General features: G+C 36.8%; 22 protein-coding genes and 2 pseudogenes. 10 read left to right on the top strand and 14 right to left on the bottom strand.

All coding sequences use genetic code 11. From position 1 onward, the window contains the following. Nucleotides 1–24: 24 nt before the first annotated feature. The 6 genes from BM000_RS05840 to BM000_RS05815 all read right to left on the bottom strand — a co-directional run bounded on the left by BM000_RS05840 (nucleotide 25) and on the right by BM000_RS05815 (nucleotide 7,412). Complete coding sequence (locus BM000_RS05840; protein WP_091495802.1) at nucleotides 25–1,818, bottom strand: S9 family peptidase; 1,794 nt, start codon at nucleotides 1,816–1,818, stop codon at nucleotides 25–27. Between the two features lie 309 nt (nucleotides 1,819–2,127). After that, nucleotides 2,128–3,663, bottom strand: a complete 1,536-nt coding sequence (locus BM000_RS05835; RefSeq protein WP_177178226.1) for a DUF1593 domain-containing protein — start codon at nucleotides 3,661–3,663, stop codon at nucleotides 2,128–2,130. Beyond that, nucleotides 3,660–5,237, bottom strand: a complete 1,578-nt coding sequence (locus BM000_RS05830) for a glycoside hydrolase family 43 protein (protein ID WP_091495798.1) — start codon at nucleotides 5,235–5,237, stop codon at nucleotides 3,660–3,662. Before BM000_RS05830 ends, BM000_RS05835 begins: the two co-directional genes overlap by 4 nt. Before the next feature lie 150 nt (nucleotides 5,238–5,387). Further along, on the bottom strand, nucleotides 5,388–6,191 hold the full coding sequence (locus BM000_RS05825; protein WP_091495796.1) for an HAD-IIB family hydrolase: 804 nt from the start codon (nucleotides 6,189–6,191) through the stop codon (nucleotides 5,388–5,390). A 17-nt stretch (nucleotides 6,192–6,208) separates the two neighbouring features. Then, complete coding sequence (locus BM000_RS05820) at nucleotides 6,209–6,838, bottom strand: DUF1349 domain-containing protein (RefSeq protein WP_091495794.1); 630 nt, start codon at nucleotides 6,836–6,838, stop codon at nucleotides 6,209–6,211. Nucleotides 6,839–6,842: 4 nt separating this feature from the next. Next, nucleotides 6,843–7,412 carry a sugar O-acetyltransferase gene (locus BM000_RS05815; protein WP_091495792.1) on the bottom strand — a complete coding sequence of 190 codons (570 nt, stop codon included), beginning with the start codon at nucleotides 7,410–7,412 and terminating at the stop codon, nucleotides 6,843–6,845. Nucleotides 7,413–7,741: 329 nt separating this feature from the next. On the opposite strand from BM000_RS05815, the gene BM000_RS05810 reads away from it, so the two are divergent. From BM000_RS05810 to BM000_RS17075, 8 genes are all read left to right on the top strand, one after another. Next, a complete protein-coding gene (locus BM000_RS05810; protein WP_091495790.1) occupies nucleotides 7,742–8,458 on the top strand; it encodes a hypothetical protein in 717 nt (238 codons plus the stop codon). 45 nt (nucleotides 8,459–8,503) lie between these two features. Further along, nucleotides 8,504–8,809, top strand: coding sequence for a hypothetical protein (locus BM000_RS05805; protein ID WP_091495788.1), 306 nt, complete (start codon nucleotides 8,504–8,506; stop codon nucleotides 8,807–8,809). Nucleotides 8,810–9,396: 587 nt separating this feature from the next. Beyond that, the gene (locus BM000_RS05800; protein ID WP_091495786.1) at nucleotides 9,397–10,041 is read left to right on the top strand and encodes a hypothetical protein; all 645 of its coding nucleotides are present in this window, start codon (nucleotides 9,397–9,399) and stop codon (nucleotides 10,039–10,041) included. 47 nt (nucleotides 10,042–10,088) lie between these two features. Next, complete coding sequence (locus BM000_RS05795; protein ID WP_091495784.1) at nucleotides 10,089–10,571, top strand: DUF6978 family protein; 483 nt, start codon at nucleotides 10,089–10,091, stop codon at nucleotides 10,569–10,571. Nucleotides 10,572–10,589: 18 nt separating this feature from the next. Then, complete coding sequence (locus BM000_RS05790; protein WP_091495782.1) at nucleotides 10,590–11,360, top strand: DUF1829 domain-containing protein; 771 nt, start codon at nucleotides 10,590–10,592, stop codon at nucleotides 11,358–11,360. A gap of 350 nt (nucleotides 11,361–11,710) precedes the next feature. Further along, entirely contained in the window at nucleotides 11,711–12,061 is a 351-nt protein-coding gene (locus BM000_RS05785) for a hypothetical protein (protein ID WP_091495780.1), read from the top strand. A gap of 223 nt (nucleotides 12,062–12,284) precedes the next feature. Beyond that, the gene (locus BM000_RS05780; RefSeq protein WP_177178225.1) at nucleotides 12,285–13,193 is read left to right on the top strand and encodes a polysaccharide deacetylase family protein; all 909 of its coding nucleotides are present in this window, start codon (nucleotides 12,285–12,287) and stop codon (nucleotides 13,191–13,193) included. A gap of 65 nt (nucleotides 13,194–13,258) precedes the next feature. After that, entirely contained in the window at nucleotides 13,259–13,384 is a 126-nt protein-coding gene (locus BM000_RS17075) for a hypothetical protein (protein ID WP_281245847.1), read from the top strand. 34 nt (nucleotides 13,385–13,418) lie between these two features. Here the strand turns inward: BM000_RS17075 and BM000_RS16970 are convergent. The 5 genes and pseudogenes from BM000_RS16970 to BM000_RS05760 form a co-directional block, all read right to left on the bottom strand. After that, a pseudogene (locus BM000_RS16970) lies at nucleotides 13,419–13,653 on the bottom strand (hypothetical protein); the annotation flags it as partial. A 7-nt stretch (nucleotides 13,654–13,660) separates the two neighbouring features. After that, nucleotides 13,661–14,052: pseudogene (locus tag BM000_RS05775) on the bottom strand ((deoxy)nucleoside triphosphate pyrophosphohydrolase). A 92-nt stretch (nucleotides 14,053–14,144) separates the two neighbouring features. Next, nucleotides 14,145–14,675 carry a hypothetical protein gene (locus BM000_RS05770; protein WP_177178224.1) on the bottom strand — a complete coding sequence of 177 codons (531 nt, stop codon included), beginning with the start codon at nucleotides 14,673–14,675 and terminating at the stop codon, nucleotides 14,145–14,147. Nucleotides 14,676–14,789: 114 nt separating this feature from the next. Continuing rightward, nucleotides 14,790–15,140: a nucleotide pyrophosphohydrolase gene (locus BM000_RS05765; RefSeq protein WP_091495776.1), complete on the bottom strand. Its 351-nt coding sequence runs from the start codon at nucleotides 15,138–15,140 to the stop codon at nucleotides 14,790–14,792. Between the two features lie 15 nt (nucleotides 15,141–15,155). Next, nucleotides 15,156–17,105, bottom strand: a complete 1,950-nt coding sequence (locus BM000_RS05760) for a DUF2075 domain-containing protein (RefSeq protein ID WP_091495774.1) — start codon at nucleotides 17,103–17,105, stop codon at nucleotides 15,156–15,158. Between the two features lie 314 nt (nucleotides 17,106–17,419). On the opposite strand from BM000_RS05760, the gene BM000_RS05755 reads away from it, so the two are divergent. Continuing rightward, nucleotides 17,420–18,166 (top strand): spr1630 family ClpXP-sensitive toxin, encoded by a 747-nt coding sequence (locus BM000_RS05755; protein WP_091495772.1) that lies wholly within the window; start codon nucleotides 17,420–17,422, stop codon nucleotides 18,164–18,166. A 26-nt stretch (nucleotides 18,167–18,192) separates the two neighbouring features. After that, nucleotides 18,193–19,395 carry a spr1629 family repressor/antitoxin gene (locus BM000_RS05750; RefSeq protein WP_091495770.1) on the top strand — a complete coding sequence of 401 codons (1,203 nt, stop codon included), beginning with the start codon at nucleotides 18,193–18,195 and terminating at the stop codon, nucleotides 19,393–19,395. A gap of 157 nt (nucleotides 19,396–19,552) precedes the next feature. Here the strand turns inward: BM000_RS05750 and BM000_RS05745 are convergent, their stop codons facing one another. Genes BM000_RS05745 through BM000_RS05740 form a run of 3 tightly spaced genes read right to left on the bottom strand, consistent with a single transcriptional unit; the run spans nucleotide 19,553 to nucleotide 22,163 of the window. Beyond that, nucleotides 19,553–20,833, bottom strand: a complete 1,281-nt coding sequence (locus tag BM000_RS05745; protein ID WP_091495768.1) for an ATP-dependent nuclease — start codon at nucleotides 20,831–20,833, stop codon at nucleotides 19,553–19,555. Then, the gene (locus BM000_RS17170) at nucleotides 20,773–20,970 is read right to left on the bottom strand and encodes an AAA family ATPase (protein ID WP_143063899.1); all 198 of its coding nucleotides are present in this window, start codon (nucleotides 20,968–20,970) and stop codon (nucleotides 20,773–20,775) included. The genes BM000_RS05745 and BM000_RS17170 overlap by 61 nt, the downstream gene beginning before the upstream one ends. Then, complete coding sequence (locus tag BM000_RS05740; RefSeq protein ID WP_091495766.1) at nucleotides 20,970–22,163, bottom strand: DUF262 domain-containing protein; 1,194 nt, start codon at nucleotides 22,161–22,163, stop codon at nucleotides 20,970–20,972. Before BM000_RS05740 ends, BM000_RS17170 begins: the two co-directional genes overlap by 1 nt. Nucleotides 22,164–22,458: the final 295 nt, after the last annotated feature.

Raw genomic sequence — 22,458 nt, 5'->3', positions numbered from 1 at the left:
GGGGTATTCATTTGGGTTGCGCTGTTAGTCTGTTTGATGCTTTGCCAAAAAGTCAAGCATCATACTGTACACCTTTATTTCGTTTTCTTTTTTGGAAAAACCATGACCTTCATCCTCAAGGACTAGATAGTCAACCTCACGCCCTTGCTCTTTCAGTTTAGCAACGATCTGGTCTGACTCAGCCTGAACAACACGAGGATCTTTAGCACCCTGAATAACAAGCATTGGTCTAGTCATGCCGTCCAAATAGGTAACAGGTGAATCTTTAATAAACCGATCCTTGTCACGCTCAGGATCACCGAGCCACCGCTCCATCATTGGCTTCCAATGGTCAGGTACAGAATTGACAAAGGTAAATAAATCAGATGGGCCAAAAATATCGATGACCGCTTTAAAATAGTCAGGATGACGGCCGTGAAGCAGGAGCGCCATGTAACCGCCATAACTACCACCAACTAAAAATAGATGATCTGGATCGGTTAGGTTTTGTTCAATTAACCAATCAAGGCCAGCAAGGTTATCAAGCCTCGGCCCCTCGCCCCAATCTTGCTCTACCATTTTCACAAAGCTTGCGCCATAGCCCGTACTACCACGGAAATTAGGGGCGAAAATAGTATAGCCGCGATTTAAAAAGGCTTGAAACATCGCACGAAACATTTTCCGCTCAGCAGCCTGTGGACCACCATGCGGCCAAAAAATCGTATGCCCATTGGCAAGCTCCGGCTTAGCTTTGAACAATAAAGCTTCAATTTCTAGTCCATCAAAAGAAGTATACTTAACAACATCAGGCTCAACCATGTCCGCTTCACTAATACCAAGTACGCGGTTATTGGTAAGGCTCTGCCAAGCCAGCCCATCCTTAGATTGAAAGATATTTAATGGCGCGGTAGCACTTCTGCCTAAAAGATAGAGCTGACCTGATTCAGCAACATGGATTTTTTCGATAACAGCTACTGGACAGTCAAGCTGAGTAAGCTGCTCTGCTCCTAAATCAAAGCGATAAAGTAAATCTTCGACTCCTTTCTCGGTTACTAAATAGAGTGCATTCTGATCTTTGTCATACTTAATATCCTCAACACTTTCTTGCGCAAATTTAAGCACTTCATTAAAGGTTTGCGTCGTCAAATCATATTTAGCGACATAGTTGTATTCAGATTGATAATTAGTAACAAAGTAAATAGTCTCAGAATTAGTAAAAAGTGCATTGTAGCAAACATGAATTTCCTCATGATTAGGTGTTAGATAATGCTTGTTCTCGCCTTGTTTTACAAATGCCGTTACATATGTATTGGCAAACATTTGAAAATAGACAAAGCTCTGCTCATCATCAGACACTGCACCAAGCTGTGTCGGCGCTTGCTGACCCTCATTAAGCAGTTCATCTGTCTGATTTGTTAAATGATAGACATGGGTATTAAGAAAAGAAGGGTTTCCCCTCGACGTATCGTAGTAAAGACGCTCACCATCTTCACTTAAATGCGCAAAATAAAATTTCTCATCCTCCGCCCCACAGACAACTGATTGTGGTAACCCACCGTCAATGGGTAAACCATAAATCTGATAATTCTCATCACCATCTTGGTCATAGCCCGTTAGAACATAGCGATTCTCCGGGTCAAACTTAATAAAATTAACCGATTGATCACGGTGGGCAAATAAGTATGGAAATTGATCGGGCAAATCCATCGCCCATAAATTAACCTTCCCATCAATATTGGAACTAAAGATTAAGCGACTCTCTTCCTTATTGACGGTAAAATCAGTGATGACAAACGTACGAAAAAACTGTTCAACTGTTGGCTTTGAAAACTGAATCACACAATCGCCTCCTTCATTTTCACTTAATACATAATATTCAACAAAGCATTTTGAATACCCTGCAGTTTCCTACAATAAATTATTCCGTTTATAAACAGTGATGAAGGTAGTCGAACAGCAATACAGCAACTGGAGAGAAGCATTTAAGCTAAATCCATAATTGAGAGGGTAGACGCGCACATAATAAATTGGACTAGCTACTGAGCAACTGAACGAGATTCAACCCATGTGCAACAGCACAATTATTTAATCATTTCTAGTCACTAAAAATGCACCCGCCTTCCAGCAGTTACTGTGGCAGGTGCACCCTTATTTATTGTTCACTGTTAACACAAAGCGCTTAAATGTCGTTAAGTGGTGCTCACTAAAATCTGTGACCTCCAAAATAATATGAATCGTTTGATCGTCTTCGGCATCAGTTGGTATATGGAGCTTGCAGACAAAGTTCTGACTAAACTGATTAGAGCGTTGGCGCTCAAAGCTTGCTGGTGACACGACGCTTTGATTAAGATGAACGTTACTATGACTGGCTCCGGTCTCTTCAAGCAATTTGATCTTACCCGGGTATGTACTCGGTTCAGCATAATGCCACCATCGCCCCGTTAAATGATCACCATCAGGATCTTCAGCCAACGCCGTGAGCACCACGGTTTCTCCGGCGCTAACTGCAATTTGAGCAGAATGAGCTAAGCTAATTTTAGGGTGATGATTAGCCTCTTGATAATTCGCGGTCACGCTCCACTGCAATCGAGCCGCGAAATCCCGCTGGGCATACCCAAACCAACGAGCTGATGCGTAATCCTTAGACGCATACTCATCTGGAGCAATGTCTAAATCATTTCTGCCGCCCCAACCACCATAGCTTGCATCTAGGTGCGCATCAAGGCCATTATCAATTAAATTCATAAACATCGATGTATCTCCTTCAGAAATCCATGAGCCTGCCTCTTCTATTCTCGGATACCAAGCGCGATAACCAAGCTGGATTACCTCTTCAATGGTTACATTCTTAAAGCCGAAGAAATCAGTAAAGTCATCTTGATGCATCTGTCGGCCATCGCCCCAGACATGGTACAATGCGCCGAGGGGACCGACCTCTGTCACATACCGCTTTGTCCAAGCAGCTGAAAGATAGTGCTGATCTTGTGGCAGAGCTACCCGCCTTGCATCATAGCCCCAGATTGCTGTTGCCATTTGGCGGAATTCCACTAATGGCCAATTAGGCGCAATGTAGTCGCGATAGACATCATCTTGATCACCAAACGATTGAATAATAATTTTTTCTGAGACCTTTTGATAGATTGCTGGCCAGTTTTCTGCCTCTTTCCATTCAGCGGCAATAGCTTTTAAGGCGCGCCCAATTGTCGATTGTCCCGTTCCTGTAAGCAAGTAAAGCTGTTCAGGATTGTCATCTAAGATAAGTTGTTTAATAATGTTAGAGCCTGGACTATCATACTCGATCTCACCCGGAAAAGCGACATTGCCTTGATAGATCCGACGACGCAATAGCTCGGGGTTTGGGTAGCCTTCTGCGTGAATAAGTAGATTGGGGTAACACTTCGCATAGGCGTCAATTGCAGCTTCAATAAACTGAACCTTCTCATCCCAGCGCCAGCTTGCTCTAGGTCCGAGTCCATGATCAGTATGTTCTGACTCACCGTTATATAACGTGCCCTGACCGTCTCCCTTCCAATGAAAGCGACTACTGGAATAGATAAATGCCTCCGTCTCAAACTGGTTGCTATACAGCAGATAGCGAAGCACAGTATTTAAATCATCTAGCTCTGGGTCATGCATGATGACCGTACGTGGTTTCTTTCTTGTCTCTGTAACCAGTTTCCTCACGCCTTTCGTTGATAACGAAAATAATTAAAGTATGCGGGCTTTTTTTGACCACTTAAATCCTGTGTACAAAGCCCAACAAAGGTACCCGTAAATCGGACATAGCTCGCATCATCATCGGACAGATGACCAATATCAATCCTATTACCAATCGCTTGCCAAGCCTGACCAGCCTCAGCAAAAGAGAATTGTAGCCATTGCTGCTCGATGACTGCTTTAAGTTTAATAGTTTGACCTGCTAAAGGAATATCAGTAGCAAGCAACTCATCATACTCACCGTACTTTGATTCAATAATCCCAATGCATTTACCGTGTTGCTCATGCTCAGTCACTCTTAAATATACATAATCCTTCGTATCATAATAAATGATTAAACCCGCCATTTGTTGAAATAGGTCTGGCTGATAATCAAGTTCTGCTTCAAGCTCAACTTCAAAAACATCTAACCGTCGGGCGATTAGGCTCTGTCTGTGAGTTGATTGCATCGACTCACCACCATATAAGGTTAAATAACCGGTGCGCACAGATAATGACAGCCAATCCTCAGTAAATGGGCGCCGCAATGCATTCCAATAACGATGTAAAGGAGCCTGATCAAAATGATCCGTCTCCGCTTCGGGCGCAAATGGACGGACAGGCAGGTTGGGCGCTTCTACCGTTAGCTTCGGATAGGGGCCACCTTCTATTCGCAACCAATCATTGTCCGTCCAGTAGCATTTTTGTAAGGCTGTTTCACGGCCCAGAATACATTTCTCGTCAACAACCTGACGCCCACACAGGTGGGCTAAGTACCAGTCCCCTGTTTGCGTTTCAACTAAGCTACCATGACCAGCCTTTTGTAAGCTTGTCAGATCATTCTTATTCGAAGTTAGGATCGGATTGGTCGGGTCAACCTCGTATGGACCTGTTAATGCGCGTGATCTGGCTACCGTTACCGCATGATCATAGCCTGTGCCCCCTTCTGCTGTCATTAGATAGTAATAACCATTCCGTTTATACAAATGCGGTGCTTCTGTTAACCCAAGCACAGTCCCTTTAAAAATATTGTGAATAGGCCCAACAAGCTTATTCTCAAGGTGGGAATATTCCTGTAGAACAATACCAGCGAAAGAATTTGTACCTTTGCGGAAATCCCACAGCATATTGACAAGCCACGAGCGACCATCGTCATCATGAAACAGCGATGGATCAAAGCCACTGCTATTTAAATAAATTGGATCTGACCACGGTCCTTCAATCTGCTTTGCCGTCACTAAATAATTATGAGTATCCTTAAAGGCACCTTGACGACTTTTGACATCGGTAAAGATCACATAGAATAACCCTTGTTCTTCTGAATAGGATAAGCACGGAGCCCATACACCTCCAGAGTCAAGATTACCAATCATATTTAGCTGCGATTCTCTTGTTAACACATAGCCAATTAACTGCCAGTTTACTAAATCTCTAGAATGATGAATCGGAACACCGGGAAACCACTCAAAGCTCGATGTTGCAATATAATAGTCGTCACCTCTCCTTAGAAATGACGGATCAGGCTGATAACCTGGTAAAATGGGATTCTCAATCATTGACATCTGCACTTCTCCTTTTTAACACGCAATAATCGTTGATTTTAGCATACACACCGAAAAAGTAAACCCTTACATTAAATGAAATCACCTAATAAATTAACACACGGTGCATGCATTTCCCAATTAGAATGGCACCAATTATGCACAATAAGGTTAACACTGCTGCAATGCTAACAAATGGTTAATGGTGTGGAGCACTGCATCTTCATCATTAGTACCTGTTACATAACGGGCAGCTTGCTTTACCTCAGCAATAGCATTACTCACGGCAAAACTATATGAACCTGTCTTCATTAGTTCTATATCATTATTGCCATCACCAAAGACCATTGTTTGCTCTGATCGAATATTTAATAGCTTTTGTAGTTGGGCAACCGTTGTGCCCTTATGGACATTTGCATTAGCAATATCAAGCCAAGCTGCTTCAGATGCCACAATATATGCTTGCTTAGCAAACTGATTCATCTGTGCAGCGGTAGCAAAACAGTGCGCAGTTGGATCATGAACAGTAATTTTAATAAAATCATCCTTAATGTCATGATAATGATTAACTATAGCCAAGTTACGATATGACCTGCGAACAATTTCCCGTTCTTCTGTCACTGTTGTTGCTTTTATAAAAGCACCCTCCTCCGTACATACAATAATCGTATGTGCCTGACTAATCTGTTCTAGCTTAGCAACAATTGCTAAGCCAATTTGATTAGCTAGCAATGATTGATAGACATACTGGTGATTATGCTTAATGCGAGTCGCGCTATCACCTAGAATGTAAAAATCCTTAGCGTCCGGTCCCAGCAATTCCTCAACACGCTCACATTGCTTACCTGTCACTGCTGCAAAGACCACGTCCTGCGCCTTCATTAGTCGCTTAGTCGCTTCAAAGAGCTGTTGATTAAAATAGCCTTTGCTATTTAAGAACGTCCCGTCCATATCGGTTAGCACTAATTTGATCATTACTTTCCCCTTTCCTCCTAATAAACTATTGTTGCTTGATCGACCTGTTCAATTTTCAGAAAATCAAAGCAAGCCTGATAGCCCTGACCTTGTGGACTACATGCATAAACCCCAATCATTGCCGATTGTTTATTAGCTGGTAAATATGCCATCCGGATTTGCTGCCAGTTCTGGCCATCCCTTGAATAATCAATATAATAATTCGTGTTTTGCTTTGTTATTCTAAAGTATTGATAAGTGGCAGTGCCTGTATCTGCCTGACTTGACCAATCTGAATAGCCAGCACGCGTCACCACCGCCCCAAGCTTATTCGGCTGATCAGGAATAAATTCTACCGAGGTTTTTATCCAGTTGTCGGCTGAATAACGAACCATCAAGCCTGCTTGATCATAACGGTTAACAGGCTCACCAGAAAGCTTGGTTGTTAAGCGAAAATCCTGATTAGTTTCATAATAAAGAAAGTGTCCATTATCTACTTCAAAGCCATAGTGTGTTTTTTGCCAAAAATCTGTCTGTGCCGCTGGATAAATCACGAGTTGGCCTTCCGTTTGATTAAGCTGCCAGCGCTTAGGTGCCGAGAACCACTTCAGCCTGTCATCAAGCTCTTGTTTAGAAAAATCCTCATATAGCATAATTTGCTCTGCCATTTTGCTAGTCCCTTTCTCGTGGTATCGTCTTTATAAGTTGCGCAGGGTTTCCACCTACCACCGTATTGTCTGGTACATTCTTTGTCACAACAGCCCCAGAGGCAACCACGACATTATCACCAATCGTCACGCCAGGATTAATAACAGCACGTCCACCAATCCAAACATTGTCACCAATCGTAATGGGTTTGGCATACTCAGTACCCGAATTACGCTCCGTCGGATCAAGCGGATGCGTTGCGGTATACAGGCTTACACTCGGACCGAACATACAATTTGCGCCAATACGCACCTCACAATCATCAAGAATTGTACAATCAAAATTGGCATAAAAATTTTCACCAATATAGGTATTGTAGCCATAGTCAAAGCGAATGTTAGCCTGCATTAAAATCTGCTCTCCCGTCGCACCGAGTAATTTTTTCAACAACACTGTCCGTTCTGCTCCTGCTGACTCTGGTGTCTGATTATATTCCCTGACTAAAGTTCTCGCTTTTAAACGATCCGCGACTAATTGCGGATCGGCGGCATTATACAACTCGCCGGCGAGCATTTTTTCTTTTTCTGACTTCATCCTGATCTCCCCCTACTACTAAAAATAATTTCTACTTTAAAGGTAACGGTTACATGTGGAATAGTCAAAGAAAAGCTTGAACGAATACGAACTCTGCTTACCATGTTTGAGGAAAAGACAACGATGACCAAATACCCTATTCTTTATTTCCTCATTTTGTATTAATATTAGAAAGTTGTCGCATTAGATTTTCAATAGGAGGGTGATTTAATGAAGTGGAAAAACGCCAATATAGATAATGTGTACGAGGATTTACAGGAGGAACAGCGATTTTATACACAGCCATGGTTTTCTATATTAATGTTTATCATCTTTGCCCCACTTGATTAATGTTTATCATCTTTGCCCCACTTGGTTTACTATTAATTATTAAATTTAAAACACATTCACGTGCACAGAAAGCTTTCATATGGGGATATGCAATTATTTTTTTATTTGCTCTAATCTACTTTGCATTTTTTGATGAAACAGATCGTAACATCGAAATATCATTAGCAGCTTCAATTAAAGGCGAACAGCTGATCTTCTCAGGCGAGACAAACCTTATTGATGGCGCAATCATAGCATTTGAAATTGAAAACTTAGATGCTAATCATTTTTTTCTCGAAGGCGCAACACAAGTACGTAACGGGAAATTTCAAGAAGTCGTTTATCTTGAAAACTTTCTTAGCGGGGAAATACACGTATGGGTAGTATTCTCACCAGACTATTATAATGATGAACAGCCACTAGTGGTCATTGACCAATACGGTGCACGTGGTGAATTACTAGAAGGTGACAACGTCAAAACATATGACAAGATAAGCTATGTCGATACTTACCAGACACTTAACTACCAAACTGAACTTGGTATCATCACGTCAGGAGTTGCCGACCAAAATATTATCTCGTCACTCGATCGTTATACCATTGAAAATTTAATTGAGGAGTTAGCTGTCATTAATTGGCCAGATGATCAGTTCCAGCAGGAAGAAGAAATTCGTTCTCAGCTAAAAGCATATAGAAGTATGGCTGCTCTTACAATTGAAAACGAAGCCGAAGCATAACTCTTATCGAATCTGTTTACTGGTTACGCCTATGATTTTGTATTAATGTCAGAAGCATTTGATGAGGAACTGCTTGCTTACCATTGGTCAGAAACATTGGCTTTGACCACTGAGATTGAACAAGGCATTTATGACCTAGTTCTGGCTGAATCAGCTGATTATTTAGATACTTATTCATATCTTAAAGATAACTTTGAAGCGCAGCTGGAAGCATATAAATGGCTGGAAAACTTGACTACCGAAACTGATGAAGAAGAACGCGTGCTTAACGAGGCAATTGAATACTGGGAAGATGACTACTTAATGATTAAATATCAATTTGAGGAAGATATGGGGATCGTGTATTATTAACATGTGTCATTACTTGAGAAGGCGGTCATTTCAGCTGGTCGCTAAAGTGAAAATTGGGAGAAACAATGAATAAAAAAATTTTCATTAGTTTCTTAAAATTAATTTTAGCTACTCTAGTTTATTATGTTATTATACAAAGGGTAACAACCAAACTAAGTATGTCCATAATGACGGTTTAAAGAATTTTTTAACTAAAGAATTGATAATTACCTTTTAATTTACCAAAGAGGTTCACAGAACTTCACGCTAGCAACAAAAATAAAAGTAAGTGAAAAGGCTCATTCAGGAATATAAATCTTTGATGAAGCGTTTTTGAACATGCTAGCGCATCAGAAACCAGGTAAGGTAGATCAATTTTATATTTCTTTTTTTGGAGATACAGCTATTGATAATTATTATTTCACCTAATGTATTCTCAATAGTACTTAAAAAAAAGGCATCTACACTATTTTCATTTTGACGTTGTAATTGGTACATACCAATCCATCAGTAATATATAGTATGAAAATGTTCTTACTTACTATTACCATGGTAATTACTACTTATATAGTAGATTACAATATATAACCAAAGGGGATTTAATTTTTATGAAGAAGTTTTTATTATTGTTGTTAGCTTTAACTATGTTTATCGTGGCGTGTGGCGATGATGAAGGAGAAACAACTGCACAGCCAGAAACAAATGACACCGAAGAAACAACGGAAGGTACGGATGATTCAGAGGAAGTAGAAGAAGAACCCGCAGAATCAACAGGTGCTGCAGTTGGTGAAACAATAAGTAATGAAATGGGCGATTTCACACAAGTTAGTCGTACTGAGGATGTAGGGACGTTTGAATCTGGTCCGATTATCTTAAATATCGAAAAGGTTAATGGCGTTGAAGGTACTATTAATCCTGATTATGTAGACTTGATGGAAGGTGAAGAAATCGAATATATCCAAGTCGATATGACAGTTGAAAGCACATCAGAAGATCCTGTTAACTTTTATGCGTCACAAGCAACAATTACAACAAGTACTGGCGAGCAATTAGAACCAGATATGTTTTTAAGTGATCACATAGATGGCGAATATTTAGGACAAGTAACGAAAAGTGGCACGATTTTTTACGTATTAGAAAACTCGAAAGCAGAAGATGTAGAATCAATTAAAATGTTTTTTGGCGCGCCTAACGATGATAGCTTTTCAAGTTTAGGTGATGAGATAACAATTGACGTTACATTAAACAAGTAATCTATTAGCGCTCATTATTGAGCGCTTTTTATGAAAGGAATGAGAAGGTGGAACAAAGCTTAATTGACGAGTGTATTAATTGTATAAAAGAGATTAACCATAATTCAAATATTTACATTCTTCCGAAAAAAGGTTTCAGTGACTATCTTAATTTAAAAAGCGATAATCACTTATTTATTGTAGACGTTAATCGAAAAGGAAGAAAAAAACCTCAATTTACACTACAACTTAGAAATAGGAGTTTCAAGGATTATACTTTAATTAGATTAGACATCTTTGGACCAGATCACCAGAACCCTCCAGGAAACTTCCCTTACGCGGGCAAGAGAATACCATGTCCGCATATACATATTGCAAATTCTGAATATGGAGCAAAAGTTGCTTACCCTCTGAATGAATCTTATGCTAAAATGTACTTAACCAATGACCAACTAGAGGATCTTATAATTATTTTACAAAAGTTTTTAGAGTACTGCGAAGTTGGGAATATTAATAGTATCGGATACAATTTACAAGAAGATTTAATCTGAAAAGGGGGAGATTTTGATATGATAGATGATTTGAGGTCGTTAATCGATCAGTGGAATAAAAAGCATATGTTATATAAACAAGAAGAATCTTTCATAGAAATTACTACCCCCTTTTTAGATATGAATCATGATTTTATACAGCTTTTCTTTACCGAAGATAGAAACGGAAATTACAGACTTACTGATGATGGCTATATCGTGAACGAACTGAATATGCTCGGGATTGAGATTAATAAAGCTAAAAAAAGGAAAGAGTTCTTTGAGGTCACTTTAAAAGTATTTGGTGTTCAGTATGATAAAAAATTTAATGATCTTTTTGTAGAGTTTAACGATTTAAGTGACTACCCTAGTAAACAGCATAACTTATTGCAATGTTTGATTAGAATTTCAGATATGCTACTAACTTCAAAAAATACTGCGGTTAGTATCTTCACGGAGGAAATTACAAATTATTTTTATGATAGAGAAGTTATCTTTTCTCCCGATTTAGGGTTCATTGGGAAAACTGGAAATCAACAAAATTTCGATTTTGTAATTCCTCATTCTAAATCAAAAAGGGAAAAATTAATAAAGGCAGTTAATACACCATCCGCTGATAATTATACAAACACACTATTCCCCTTTGCTGATGTTGAAAATATAAGACCAAAATCAGAGTTTTTTGTAATTGCTAATGATATAAACACACCTATTGCTGATAAATTTAACAAATCACTATCTAGATACGAAGTTAATGTCTTACCATGGTCGAAAAGAGATTCATGGGTCAATGATTTAAGAATTAGTTAAACGCGCTCATTATTGGGCGCTTTTTTGATAGGATGGTTTAAGGTGCAGACAAAACAAGTACAACTAAAATCGGGTGGTTATCGGTGGCAAGCTATTGCTGCCGATCCTATTGATCCTATAACTGGTAAGAGATATAAGTAAAGCGCAGAGCAAAGACAGAACGGGAAGCCAAAAAGAGAGTTAATGATGCAATCAGAAAATTACAAGAAGATGGCATAAATGAAAGTTTAGCGATTAAAGTAACATTTCAAATGGCGGCCGCACACTGGTTAGAGGTATAAAGTTTAACTGGCGTAAAGCGCAGTACGATCAGAATTAGAGAAAAAGAGATCAAAATACTAAACAAACATATGGCTAGCGTTCCTATTCCTAAAATCAGGCATAGCTATTATCAAAAGACAATTAATAAGATAGCCCCTGACTACGCTAGGACAAACGTTCAGGGTGTTAATACTACAGCAAATATGATATCCCGACAGGCAATTAAAGATAAGGTAATTAAGGATAATCCCGGAACGGACGTTATTATACCTAAAAAGAGAAAAACTGTTGAGGACATTGAATCAAATAAAATCGAAAAAAAGGATCTCGAAAGAGAAGAATTAGAGAAGTTTCTTAATGCTGTTATTGAAAAGGGATTAGCTAATGATCGAGATATGATTAAACACCTAGGTTTTAAAATTATATTATCTTCACTTTAACCGTTGCTGGTCACATTGTAAATGATACGGCTGACGTACCTTGCTTCGCTTACATTTATATACAGATTAAGAGCTGGTTAATTTTTAAAAATTGTTTATCAAATTGATACTTGCCAATGACAGTCCGTTCTTGTTAATTTTTTTAAAAAAATCCATTGTTTGATGAATAGCGTACAGATACAATAATTGTGTAAGAACAAATGCAATTTTAGGAGGACGCACAGTGAAACTTATTTTAGTGGCTATTATTATTTTTCTTTCTGCAGGATGCGCAGATGATAATGACGCTAGCAAAACGGATACTAAAGAAGAATTAACAGACCACGAAAAAAATACAGATCAAAAACAGGTTAGTGATCACACTTATAATGAAGAACAGGTTGAAGTTGAGCCCATTGAAGAATCAGCTCCTAGTTATGAACAATTAAAAAAAACGATTGTTGAAAAATTTGAGAATAACACTCCAACCGTCTGGGGCGAGAACATTGACGGAGTCGTCACTGAAATAGACACGGATGATAAAGTGATTGCACTAACTTTTGATGCCTGTGATAGCACGCCAGATACGTATGATGAAGATTTAATTGATTTCTTGATTGAAGAACAAATACCCGCTACCTTATTCATTAACGCCCGATGGATTGAAGAGTATAAGGATGATTTTACCGATTTAGCTGATAACCCCCTTTTTGAAATAGCCAACCATGGGTATGATCATAAACCCCTGTCAGTAACGGGTGAATCCGCTTATGGCATTTCTGGAACAGAGAATCCAGCAGAAGTATTTGATGAAGTTTATAAGAATCAGCAACTCATTACGGAGCATACTGGAAAGTCGCCTGACTATTTCAGATCGGGAACGGCTTATTATGATAATATTGCTGTAAAAATAGTTGAGTTCTTAGGGTTAACAGCTGTAAATTACAATGTCTTAGGTGATGCTGGTGGAACGTTTAATAAAGATCAAATCGTCAGCACCTTTGAGTCAGCTCAAGAGGGCTCCATTTTTTTATTTCATATGAATAAACCAAATTCAGACATTAGTAGCGGCGTAATAGAAGGCGTTCAGATGTTAATAGACAAAGGATATGACTTTGTCCAGCTTGGCGAGTATGATGATCATTTAAAATGAGAATATAGCTAGTAACTCGGGGTGATTACTGCAATAGGGACTGTATCTTTGAAGGGAACGGCAACATGGTTAGGATCGCTCAAAGTTTGGATAGACTTGACTACTCAAGTGACCAATTAGCAGAGACTATTTATCTTCATGTAACACAAGCAATTGCTTTCTATTTACTTCATGCGGAATGCTATAATTAGAATTTTAACCACGATTTATTTTCGGGAGAAATTAATAATGAGATTTAAGCGTGGCTAATCCACTTTCCGTAATAAATGCGACAGAAAAAAAAAACGATTCACAGTGATTTAATTCGTCAAGTAAAGAAGTCAACACATTTTCATCTGTATGAATATTATTCACTAACAATTCCGGCTTGTATGTACCCATTTTTTTCATGGTCATGATTAATAAAACCTGTATGTAATGAGTCTTCTAAGTTCCTGCATGCATATCCCTCCGTCGTTATGACTTCGCTATCTGTTCTGTATTTTCGCCACAGTGGGTAAATTTGCTTCTGCCCAATCTAAGGAATCTAGTTCATGCTTTTCTAGCCATTTAAGTGATTCGTGCTCCGTCCGAACAGGCTCACCGTTAACCAATTCGCAAAAATAAGCGGAAAGATGTACGATTCCAAAATCATATTCATGAACAATTTCCACAATCTTTTCCCCTACATCAACGTCACAGCTTAACTCCTCAACAATCTCCCGTTTTAATGCTTCCTCAGGTGTTCATTCAGCTCAATTTTACCACCCGGAAACTCCCACTTATAGCTGAGCGCTTTATGTGCGTTACGTTGCGCACATAATATCTTTGAATCTTTAACTATTACCGCACTTACTACATGAATATCTTTCTTTGTCATTTTGATCGCCCCTTGACTATCGGTGGTTTTTTTCGTGTTCTCTATTTGTAGGATCAAACTAAATCCCCGCGTTTCTTCCAATTGTTAAAATTCTATAATACGTTAGTTATTTGAGAATTTAATTTACCTTTATCATTTTTTAATAGACACTCTACATTAGTTCTTTTTTTATTTTCCCATTCTTCTTTACTCATTTTACTGCCTTCTGGAACTTGATTTAGACACTGATCTATACTTTGATACTTATTGATATAATAATTTTCTGCAGAAGCTAAGCGTTGCATGTCTTTATAATAATTATTATAAACTAGAGGAACCTCTTCTAATACTTCTATAAAAACTTCTATATTATCTTGGTCGCTTGCCTTATTCAACACATTAATAAAATGCCTCTTATCTCTTATTTTAGCTATATGACCATCATTAGAGTCAAACATCCGTCCGTAGATACTGACTGAACGTCCTACATATAGACAATATTTGTTTTCACCTTTAAAGTCTTCATTCTTTACAAAAATGGCATAAATTCCTCTGATCGGGATTTTATAATCTAATATTCTACTATCAATCTTAATATTGCTGATTTTATTTACCCATTTTAGACTTTCATTATTGTTTTCCAATGTAATACCCCCAAATTATTTGTTTTTAATTCTGTGTTCATTAACTTGTTAATATCATTGTTTATACAAATATCATAGTATTTATCTGATCTAGTCTAAACCGTCGCCTTATGGCTAAAACTCTTTATACTTTCTATTATTCCCTTTAGATTTAGCGACAGGATACTTTTCATTATTTTTCTTAAGTTTACTAGTCACGGCATCACTTAGGTCAATATCCAATTCATGCGCTAACATCAAGGCATAGATCACAACATCAGCTAACTCATCTTGTATTTCATCTTTCTTCTCGCTCTCAGCCTCTTCACTCGTTTTCCACTGAAAATTCTCTAATAATTCACTAGATTCTAAGGAGAGGGAAAGCGCGAGATCTTTCGAGTTATGAAACTGCTGCCAATCACGCTGATCGCGAAAATAAATGACTAGCTCCATTAATTCGTCAATACTTGCTTTGTTTGAGCTCATGAGTCATAACTCCCTTTAATTATAAGTTTCGTTCTTCTCAGCTACTATAGATTCTGATTTAAAGAACTCATTTTCGCCATATACTACTGAAGTCTGAGCTAGTCGCTTTCTAAAATAGTTTTCCAGTGCTTTGTCTGTACAATAGATAAAACAGCCCTTTTGACCTCTCGTCATTAACGTTCGATAAGTATTGCGGATAATTTCATCAGCTACTTTTTCCGCTTCTTCTGGATTTTCCTTTAACATTTTCTTTAAACCAAATAAAGATTTATCCGTTTTGGCTCTCTTAGTATGATCCGTCACCACCGCGCCATTTCGATACGTGAGGTCGTCCCCAATAATTACACCGACATAATCGAATTCTAAGCCTTGGCATGTATGAATGCAGCCAATCTCTTTGACTGACGCTTCATCAATAGCCCAAGTATGCGTATTATTTAAGTTCCAACTCATCGCGAAATCAAATTCCTCTATTTCAATATCATGAAAAGAAGAATCACTTCTACCTTCCTTCACCCAGTTCCAGCAGTAACCTGCCACCATCCTAGATTTATTTTTCACATTATTAAGTCGCTCAATTTCTACTTTTAATTTACTTGGATCATCGAAAATCCTGAAATCATAGCTAGAGCCCATATGAAGTTTGTTTGCTGTATCACGAATTTGCAGTGCATCATCTAGCCAAGCAATATAACCATCTGAGCCATTACATCTAAACTGAGATTCTAATTTTGTTGTTGTTAAACAAGCACCCTGTTCCATGGCAAATTTCTTAATTATATCAATACTACCTGCATCTTTTAGTGTTACCTTTTGACGTTCATCAATAAAGAACACCGCTAACTTTGATGCATTAATTATTTCCTTTGTCTGATTCTCACCAAGATTTTGAAACATACCTGATTTCTCATTCAAACGATGCGCTTCGTCTACTATTAGAATATCAAATTCATCCTTCTCAGAGTTCGTATAACTTCCTGACCCTTTAAATAAATTATCGATATGTGTCTTACGGTACGTCCCTTTTAATTTATTGGCATACACATTTCTTGGCGCCGCATTTTTCGTCACATATTGAGCGACAAGGTTCTTTTTAGTAAGTGCAACAAGAAGGTTGATTGCAAGAACTGACTTCCCAGTTCCAGGGCCACCTTCTACTATCATAATCTGTTTCGTGTCTGTTCTTAACCCATCATTAATTAATTGAATTGCAGTTTCATACGTTACCTTCTGTTCATCAATCATCATAAATTCTTCATTACCCGCCAGCATATTTGCCAGGGCATCTTGTAGAGACTTAGAGGGTCTAATACGACCATTTTCAATTTTATATAGATTCTCTTTATTATCACCGAACTTTATGTATCGTTTAATAAATGATCTAAGTTTGCTGGCGCTACCTTTAACAAATGTAGGTGCTTGATCGACATAAAAACGATACATTTCGTCCGTTAAAGGATCTTCGCTGCCTAAGTCAATATAATTATGTAAATATGAACAAGGATACAGGTTAATCTTGTCATTTTGAATATTTTCATTATAATCTTGAATCAACATCGCATACGACATAGCTTGATAAGAAGGATGGGTTGTTTCTACTAGCCCTCTATTCATGGCCGTTTTAACAATCGCTTCTTTCCCGGCTACTTTCTCAATCTTCTCCCACTGTTTTAGCTCAATAATGACAACAGAGTTTTTATCATATTCAGCCTTACCTGAGATCAAAAAGTCCACACGTTTCGAAGTATAAGGAATTTTAAATTCAATCGCTACTCCAGCATTATTCGGGATTGTATCATCACTTAATATACGATACATATATTGCATCGAGTTATCCCACGATCTAACCTCACTTTTATTAATCTTACCAATACGAGAATTATAGTTACGTGTTATGTTATTCACTAATTGATCATCAAAAACGTCGCTCAGAAATTCTTGTTTTGTTGCTTCATAAACAATCATTGCTTCTCCTCCTAGAAAAGGGAATAAAGATGTATGATTTCTATATTAATTCTAACATAAGGGATGTTAATCTACCATTTGTTTAGGTTAGTAAGTAGCGGAGTGAAAAGTGAATGGAATAAAAGATTATATATAAAAAGTACTAATAATCCCGAATACTCATAATATAAAACCCAATCACTAGCAATCACATTAAACTATAGCGAAATTATATATAATCATATTAACTTTAAAAATAACGAAAAAAATCATTCCTTTTTCACTATGTTTGACTTAAAATAAAATTAAATTAATTATTAGAGGGAGTGATAGATTTGGAACAGTATAAGTTTGATGCAGATGATAGGAAAGTGATTGTTGATGCAATTGTAGAGGGTTACCGTGATTACATTGAACATCGTAAAGATCGTCATCGTAATATGAAAATTAGTTCTGCATTCGCCTGGACTAAGGGGAATTTTATTGAAAGTAAAGTTGCTGATATTAGCGGAGAACTTAATTTAACTTCCAAGAAGGCTAAGGCCGGTTTGACATGGGATTATTTGCAATTCATTCATGGTGACACTAAAAAACTTTTCCTCATTAAGAATGCAGCCTATTTTAATGAGAAGGGATTTTCACAGGCAATTTTACCCACTAACAATAAAGGTCATGGAACTCGCCGCACTTATCTTCATGAACTCTCTAAAATTAATCAAGATATTGAATTTAAAACTATTACTCAGGCTCATGGAAAATCTATCGAACACAACCAACAACTCACATTGTTTGTACCAGATCAACATGTAAAAGCTGACCTTGAACGACTACAGACTGAATATCACGAATTCCATATTCTCACCTATAAAATTGACGATGCTTATCAAATTTCTGAGATCATGCATTATTTGCCAAACCCAGAGGATAATATAGCGTATAGGATACAGGATCTTTCTGAGTATATATCAGGTTCAGAGTTAACAGATGAAGAACGAGAAGTTATTGCCCCAGAACAAGAGAGTGATATAATTGATCCTGCGGCATTCGATATAGGAATCTTCGAGGACGAGGAAAGTAAGTAATTTTTCATTAAATAAGGGGGAGCACTATGTTTATTGGTGAGAATTTGACCAATCTTCGTTTAATGCATGGATATTCACGAAAACAGCTCTCTGATATGTTAAACGTAACAGAACAGGCAGTTTGGCAATACGAGAATCATTACACTTCGCCAAAAATGACGGTTGTTAATGATTTAAAAGCTATTTTTAATGTGAAAAGTAAATATTTCTATAAGAAAGACGTACTTGATCGTTACTTTGAAGCAGACAATATTCCAGTTATGAATATAGCGTATCGTTCTAAAGTAATAAATACTATTTCCAAAACACAAGCTGAAACCAAGCATATGGAATTTTTGGACAGCTTTATTAACTATGTAACAGCAAAATTAACTTATCCCACACAAAAGATTATTCAATTGAGAAATAAAATAATTGAGTACTTAAACACTGTGAATACCGAGGATAGAAAAACATTAATAAATCATGTAGCCCTGTTTGCACGACAAGAATTAGGACTTCATGAGGACACAAATGACAACCTTATGTTTCTAATTGAAAAGAGTGGCGTGTTTATTTTTGAAAAGGCTATCGATAATGAAATAGATGCTTATAGTCTATGGACCAATCAAGACCGGCCTTTTATTATTCTAGGTGAGCTTAAGCGTTCATCCGTTCGTAGAAATTTCGATATTGCGCATGAGCTTGGCCATTTATTACTTCACTATCGAGTTGAATTTACTAGTTTAGACCGTAAAGAACATAAGGAAATCGAGAAAGAAGCGAACCAATTTGCAAGCGCCTTTTTGCTTCCCGAAGAATCCTTTTTTGGTGATATGCAAACGGTCATTCATGAAACAAATCCCGATGCCTATATTGATTTAAAAACGAAGTGGAAAACATCTTTACAAGTCTTAGGGTATCGTGCTGAAAATCTAGGTGTATTAGATGCCAAAAGCCACCGCAATTTTTACGCTGCACTTCATCGAAAAGGTTACTTAAAAAGAGAACCACTAGACGAGACATTACCTTTACAAAAGCCACAAAAGATGAAAAGCATCATTGACCTAGTTGCTCAAAAAGGCATAATTGATATGCGAAAAATGCTCGAAAATGATTGGATGGTCGAAATTGACTTCTTCCACAGGATAACAGGTATTGATTTGAATTTTTTCAATCAATATATAGACAGTAAGCAGGATTTCAACATTTTTAGTGTTACTGACTTATCAACTGGTATCGGTGATTAAAAACCGAGATAAAATCATTCCATTTAGAACGGTTTTATCTCGGTGTCTATTTGTATTTTTCTTAATGTCATTGTTACGGTTCAGCGTACCGGTTTGCAGGGTAAAATAACATCACTAATTAAAAAGAAGCCATTTTTCATCTTGGCTTCTTTTTCTTCTAACATAATTCCTGTAAATTTTTTGCAAAATTCTCTATTTTTTCACGATTTCCCTCAGCTTCACTCCAAATAACAAAAAGCTTTTCAATTATTAATGCTAAATCCTTTCCTAATTGGTCTGTTAGCTCTGTAATCCAGTCATGATGGTCTAACCCCTCGATTCCAGAAAGTATTTGGACTAATTCATCTAAATCAACTTGTATCATGGCAGCAAATTTTTGTACGTTGGTTCTTAGACATCTCTTAAACTCTAATTCTATTGCGGTATCCTCAGGCAAAAAGGCATATCCCCAATTAATGTTATCCCTTATTCTTTCAATATCTTCTTTCATGTCTCCATCATAAATTCCTACCAACTTATAAGTGAACTTTGCTGTGTTAGGAAACCTTAGTCTTTCTGTAATACCTGCATGCCCATTAACATATTCAATGTTATATTCCCTTAATATATATGAACAATAGGCAGACAGGATAGTCTTTAGATATACTTCAGCTACTTTGTCTTCCACAAAAATACAACCCTTTTTGGGAATTTCCAACCCGAGAGTTACCAACGAATCTCTAGCAACGGATGGCTTTACAACTGATACGAAATTAGAATATCTATTTAAAATAATTATATTTTCTTTTTTAATTCTTTTAATTATATATGGTGAATGACTAGCTAAAATAACGGTGATACCAAGCTTGCTAGTATTTTGCGCAATGAAGTCCATTAACTTTTGTTGTGAATTTATACTAATAAATGTCTCTGGTTCTTCTATTAATATTATTCCACTGCCTTTTAATTTATAGAAAACCCAAAATATATAAAATAAGAAATGTTCACCCATCCCCATCCCTAATGAATCGTAGTAAATATCGGATATTTTCACCTTGAAATAAGGAATAACCTCTTCACCGTCCTCGATTTCATATAGAATAATTTCATCATATTCCTTACCTACAATATAACTTAAATCATCAATTAATTCTTGTGTGAGTATGTTCTCATCATATTGATCTATAAGTTCTTCTAAATTATCCTGGTCAAGAAAATCAAGAATACTAGTAGATTGTTTGTAATCAAGGTAATATATAGATGTATCTTCAGCTATTATATCTGAAAAACGTGAGTCTCTTTGATTAGTTACTTCAACTAATTGATTATTGCTTAATATATTTGCAACAATGTTATGACCGCTAATTCTCTTTATGTCCTGATTGTTAATTTTTAACCCTAGGATATATCTTTTAGTGAGGATAATATTGTGGACTTCCCCGTACCATTTAATCCACATATCGCAAATATTCCTTTCTGAAACTCTACATTGTTTATTCCACCTATACCATTAAGGTTTATATCCTTAATTAAATGTTCATAGTTTCTTTTATATACTGTTTTCCATATATCGTTTGCTCTTGCCAACCTTACCATTATATTTGCGCCCCCCAATTTAGCTCTTCAGCTACCTTTTCAAGTGTAAGAGACAAGTTTTGGGTTTGGCTATAAACCCCTATAACCCTATCATATAAATCATCATTGAACCGCTTCTCTTTAAAAAATATTAATAGAAAAATCTCCAAAATTATATCCCTTGAAATTATAGAGTTGGCATCCGTACTTCCCATACTAGCTCTTTGGTTAAATATTAAAAACATGCTTTGATAGAAAGGGTACTTGGCTGATAGATTTAAACCAATATCATTCTTAGAAAAAATGTTTAGATCCTCTTTACCTTTTGCAAGCTGTCTTGCATGCTCGAATTCAAACATCATTTCCGACAATTCATTTGGTTCTAGTCTATTCATATAACGGTGTAAGAATATTAACCAACTAAATAGAGTTGCTTTATTCAGCGATAGCCTTTTACTATAAAAATCATTTGATCTGATTGCGCTTTTAATAAAGAATTCAAGAATATCTTTTGCCTCAATATATACATTCATACTAAAAGGTTCATTACTCCTGTATTTCTCAGATATATCACTTGATGTAATTTTCCTTCTTAAGGTACCAATTTCTAATATGTAACAAAACTTTGAAATTACATCATCATATGCCATTCTTGAATTTGTAAATCCAATAGTTTCCTTGTTTGCTCCTGCTCTTTCAAACGAATCTACAAGCTCTCTAATTTGATTTCTCGTATCTCCTACAAAGGCATTCCTTTGCTCAGCTGAAGTTAATGTAGCCGGTTGGTTCAATCTATAGAAAAGTTCAGCTGGCTCCTCAGGTAAATATTCTGTTAGCCTAATTATTGTTACGCTATATTTTTTAAACTTTCTTTGTGTGTCTACATCAAGCTGAGAGAATTTTAGTCCATCCAAATTAAGTATATGATCATCAAGCGGGGATAACTTTCCGTCTATTTTGATCTCATCTCTTAAAAAACCCCTTATTGTTGCCAATCTTTGTTGACCGTCCAGAACTTCATCAACATAATTTTTATTTTCAATAACATGTATAGGAGGAATTCTCCACCCTCTTAGAATTGAATCTATTAATTTTCTTTTCTTTGGGACACTCCAAACTTCTCCCCTTTGAAAGTCTGGTTGCAAATCAAAATCATTAGTTTTTATCCTATTAAATATTGTTTCAATTTCTAACTCTGTAGCTGTACACCTCATCTAAAACAACTCCTTCCTTTAGTACCTACTTTTTTTCTTTCCTCCACTCGGACCCCGCAGCCAACGCATCTATATAATATAGTATTATTGTAGTTATCATACCTAAAATAAGTCGTGTCGCAATTCTTATAATTCACATTATAACATTGGTAATCATTTAATAATCTTCCACATTTGAAATGTCTTATCCTAATTTTTTCGTTCTATTTATCGCCTAGTTTTTAATATATTATAGTTGAGTATAAATGACATAATCTTCTTTCATTAATAATTAGAAACTTAAATAGGGATTAGA

Source organism: Amphibacillus marinus (genome assembly GCF_900110345.1).
Lineage (GTDB): Bacteria > Bacillota > Bacilli > Bacillales > Amphibacillaceae > Amphibacillus_D > Amphibacillus_D marinus.
Note: the sequence above shows the minus strand (reverse complement) of the source record. Positions and strands in the feature narration are given on the sequence as shown.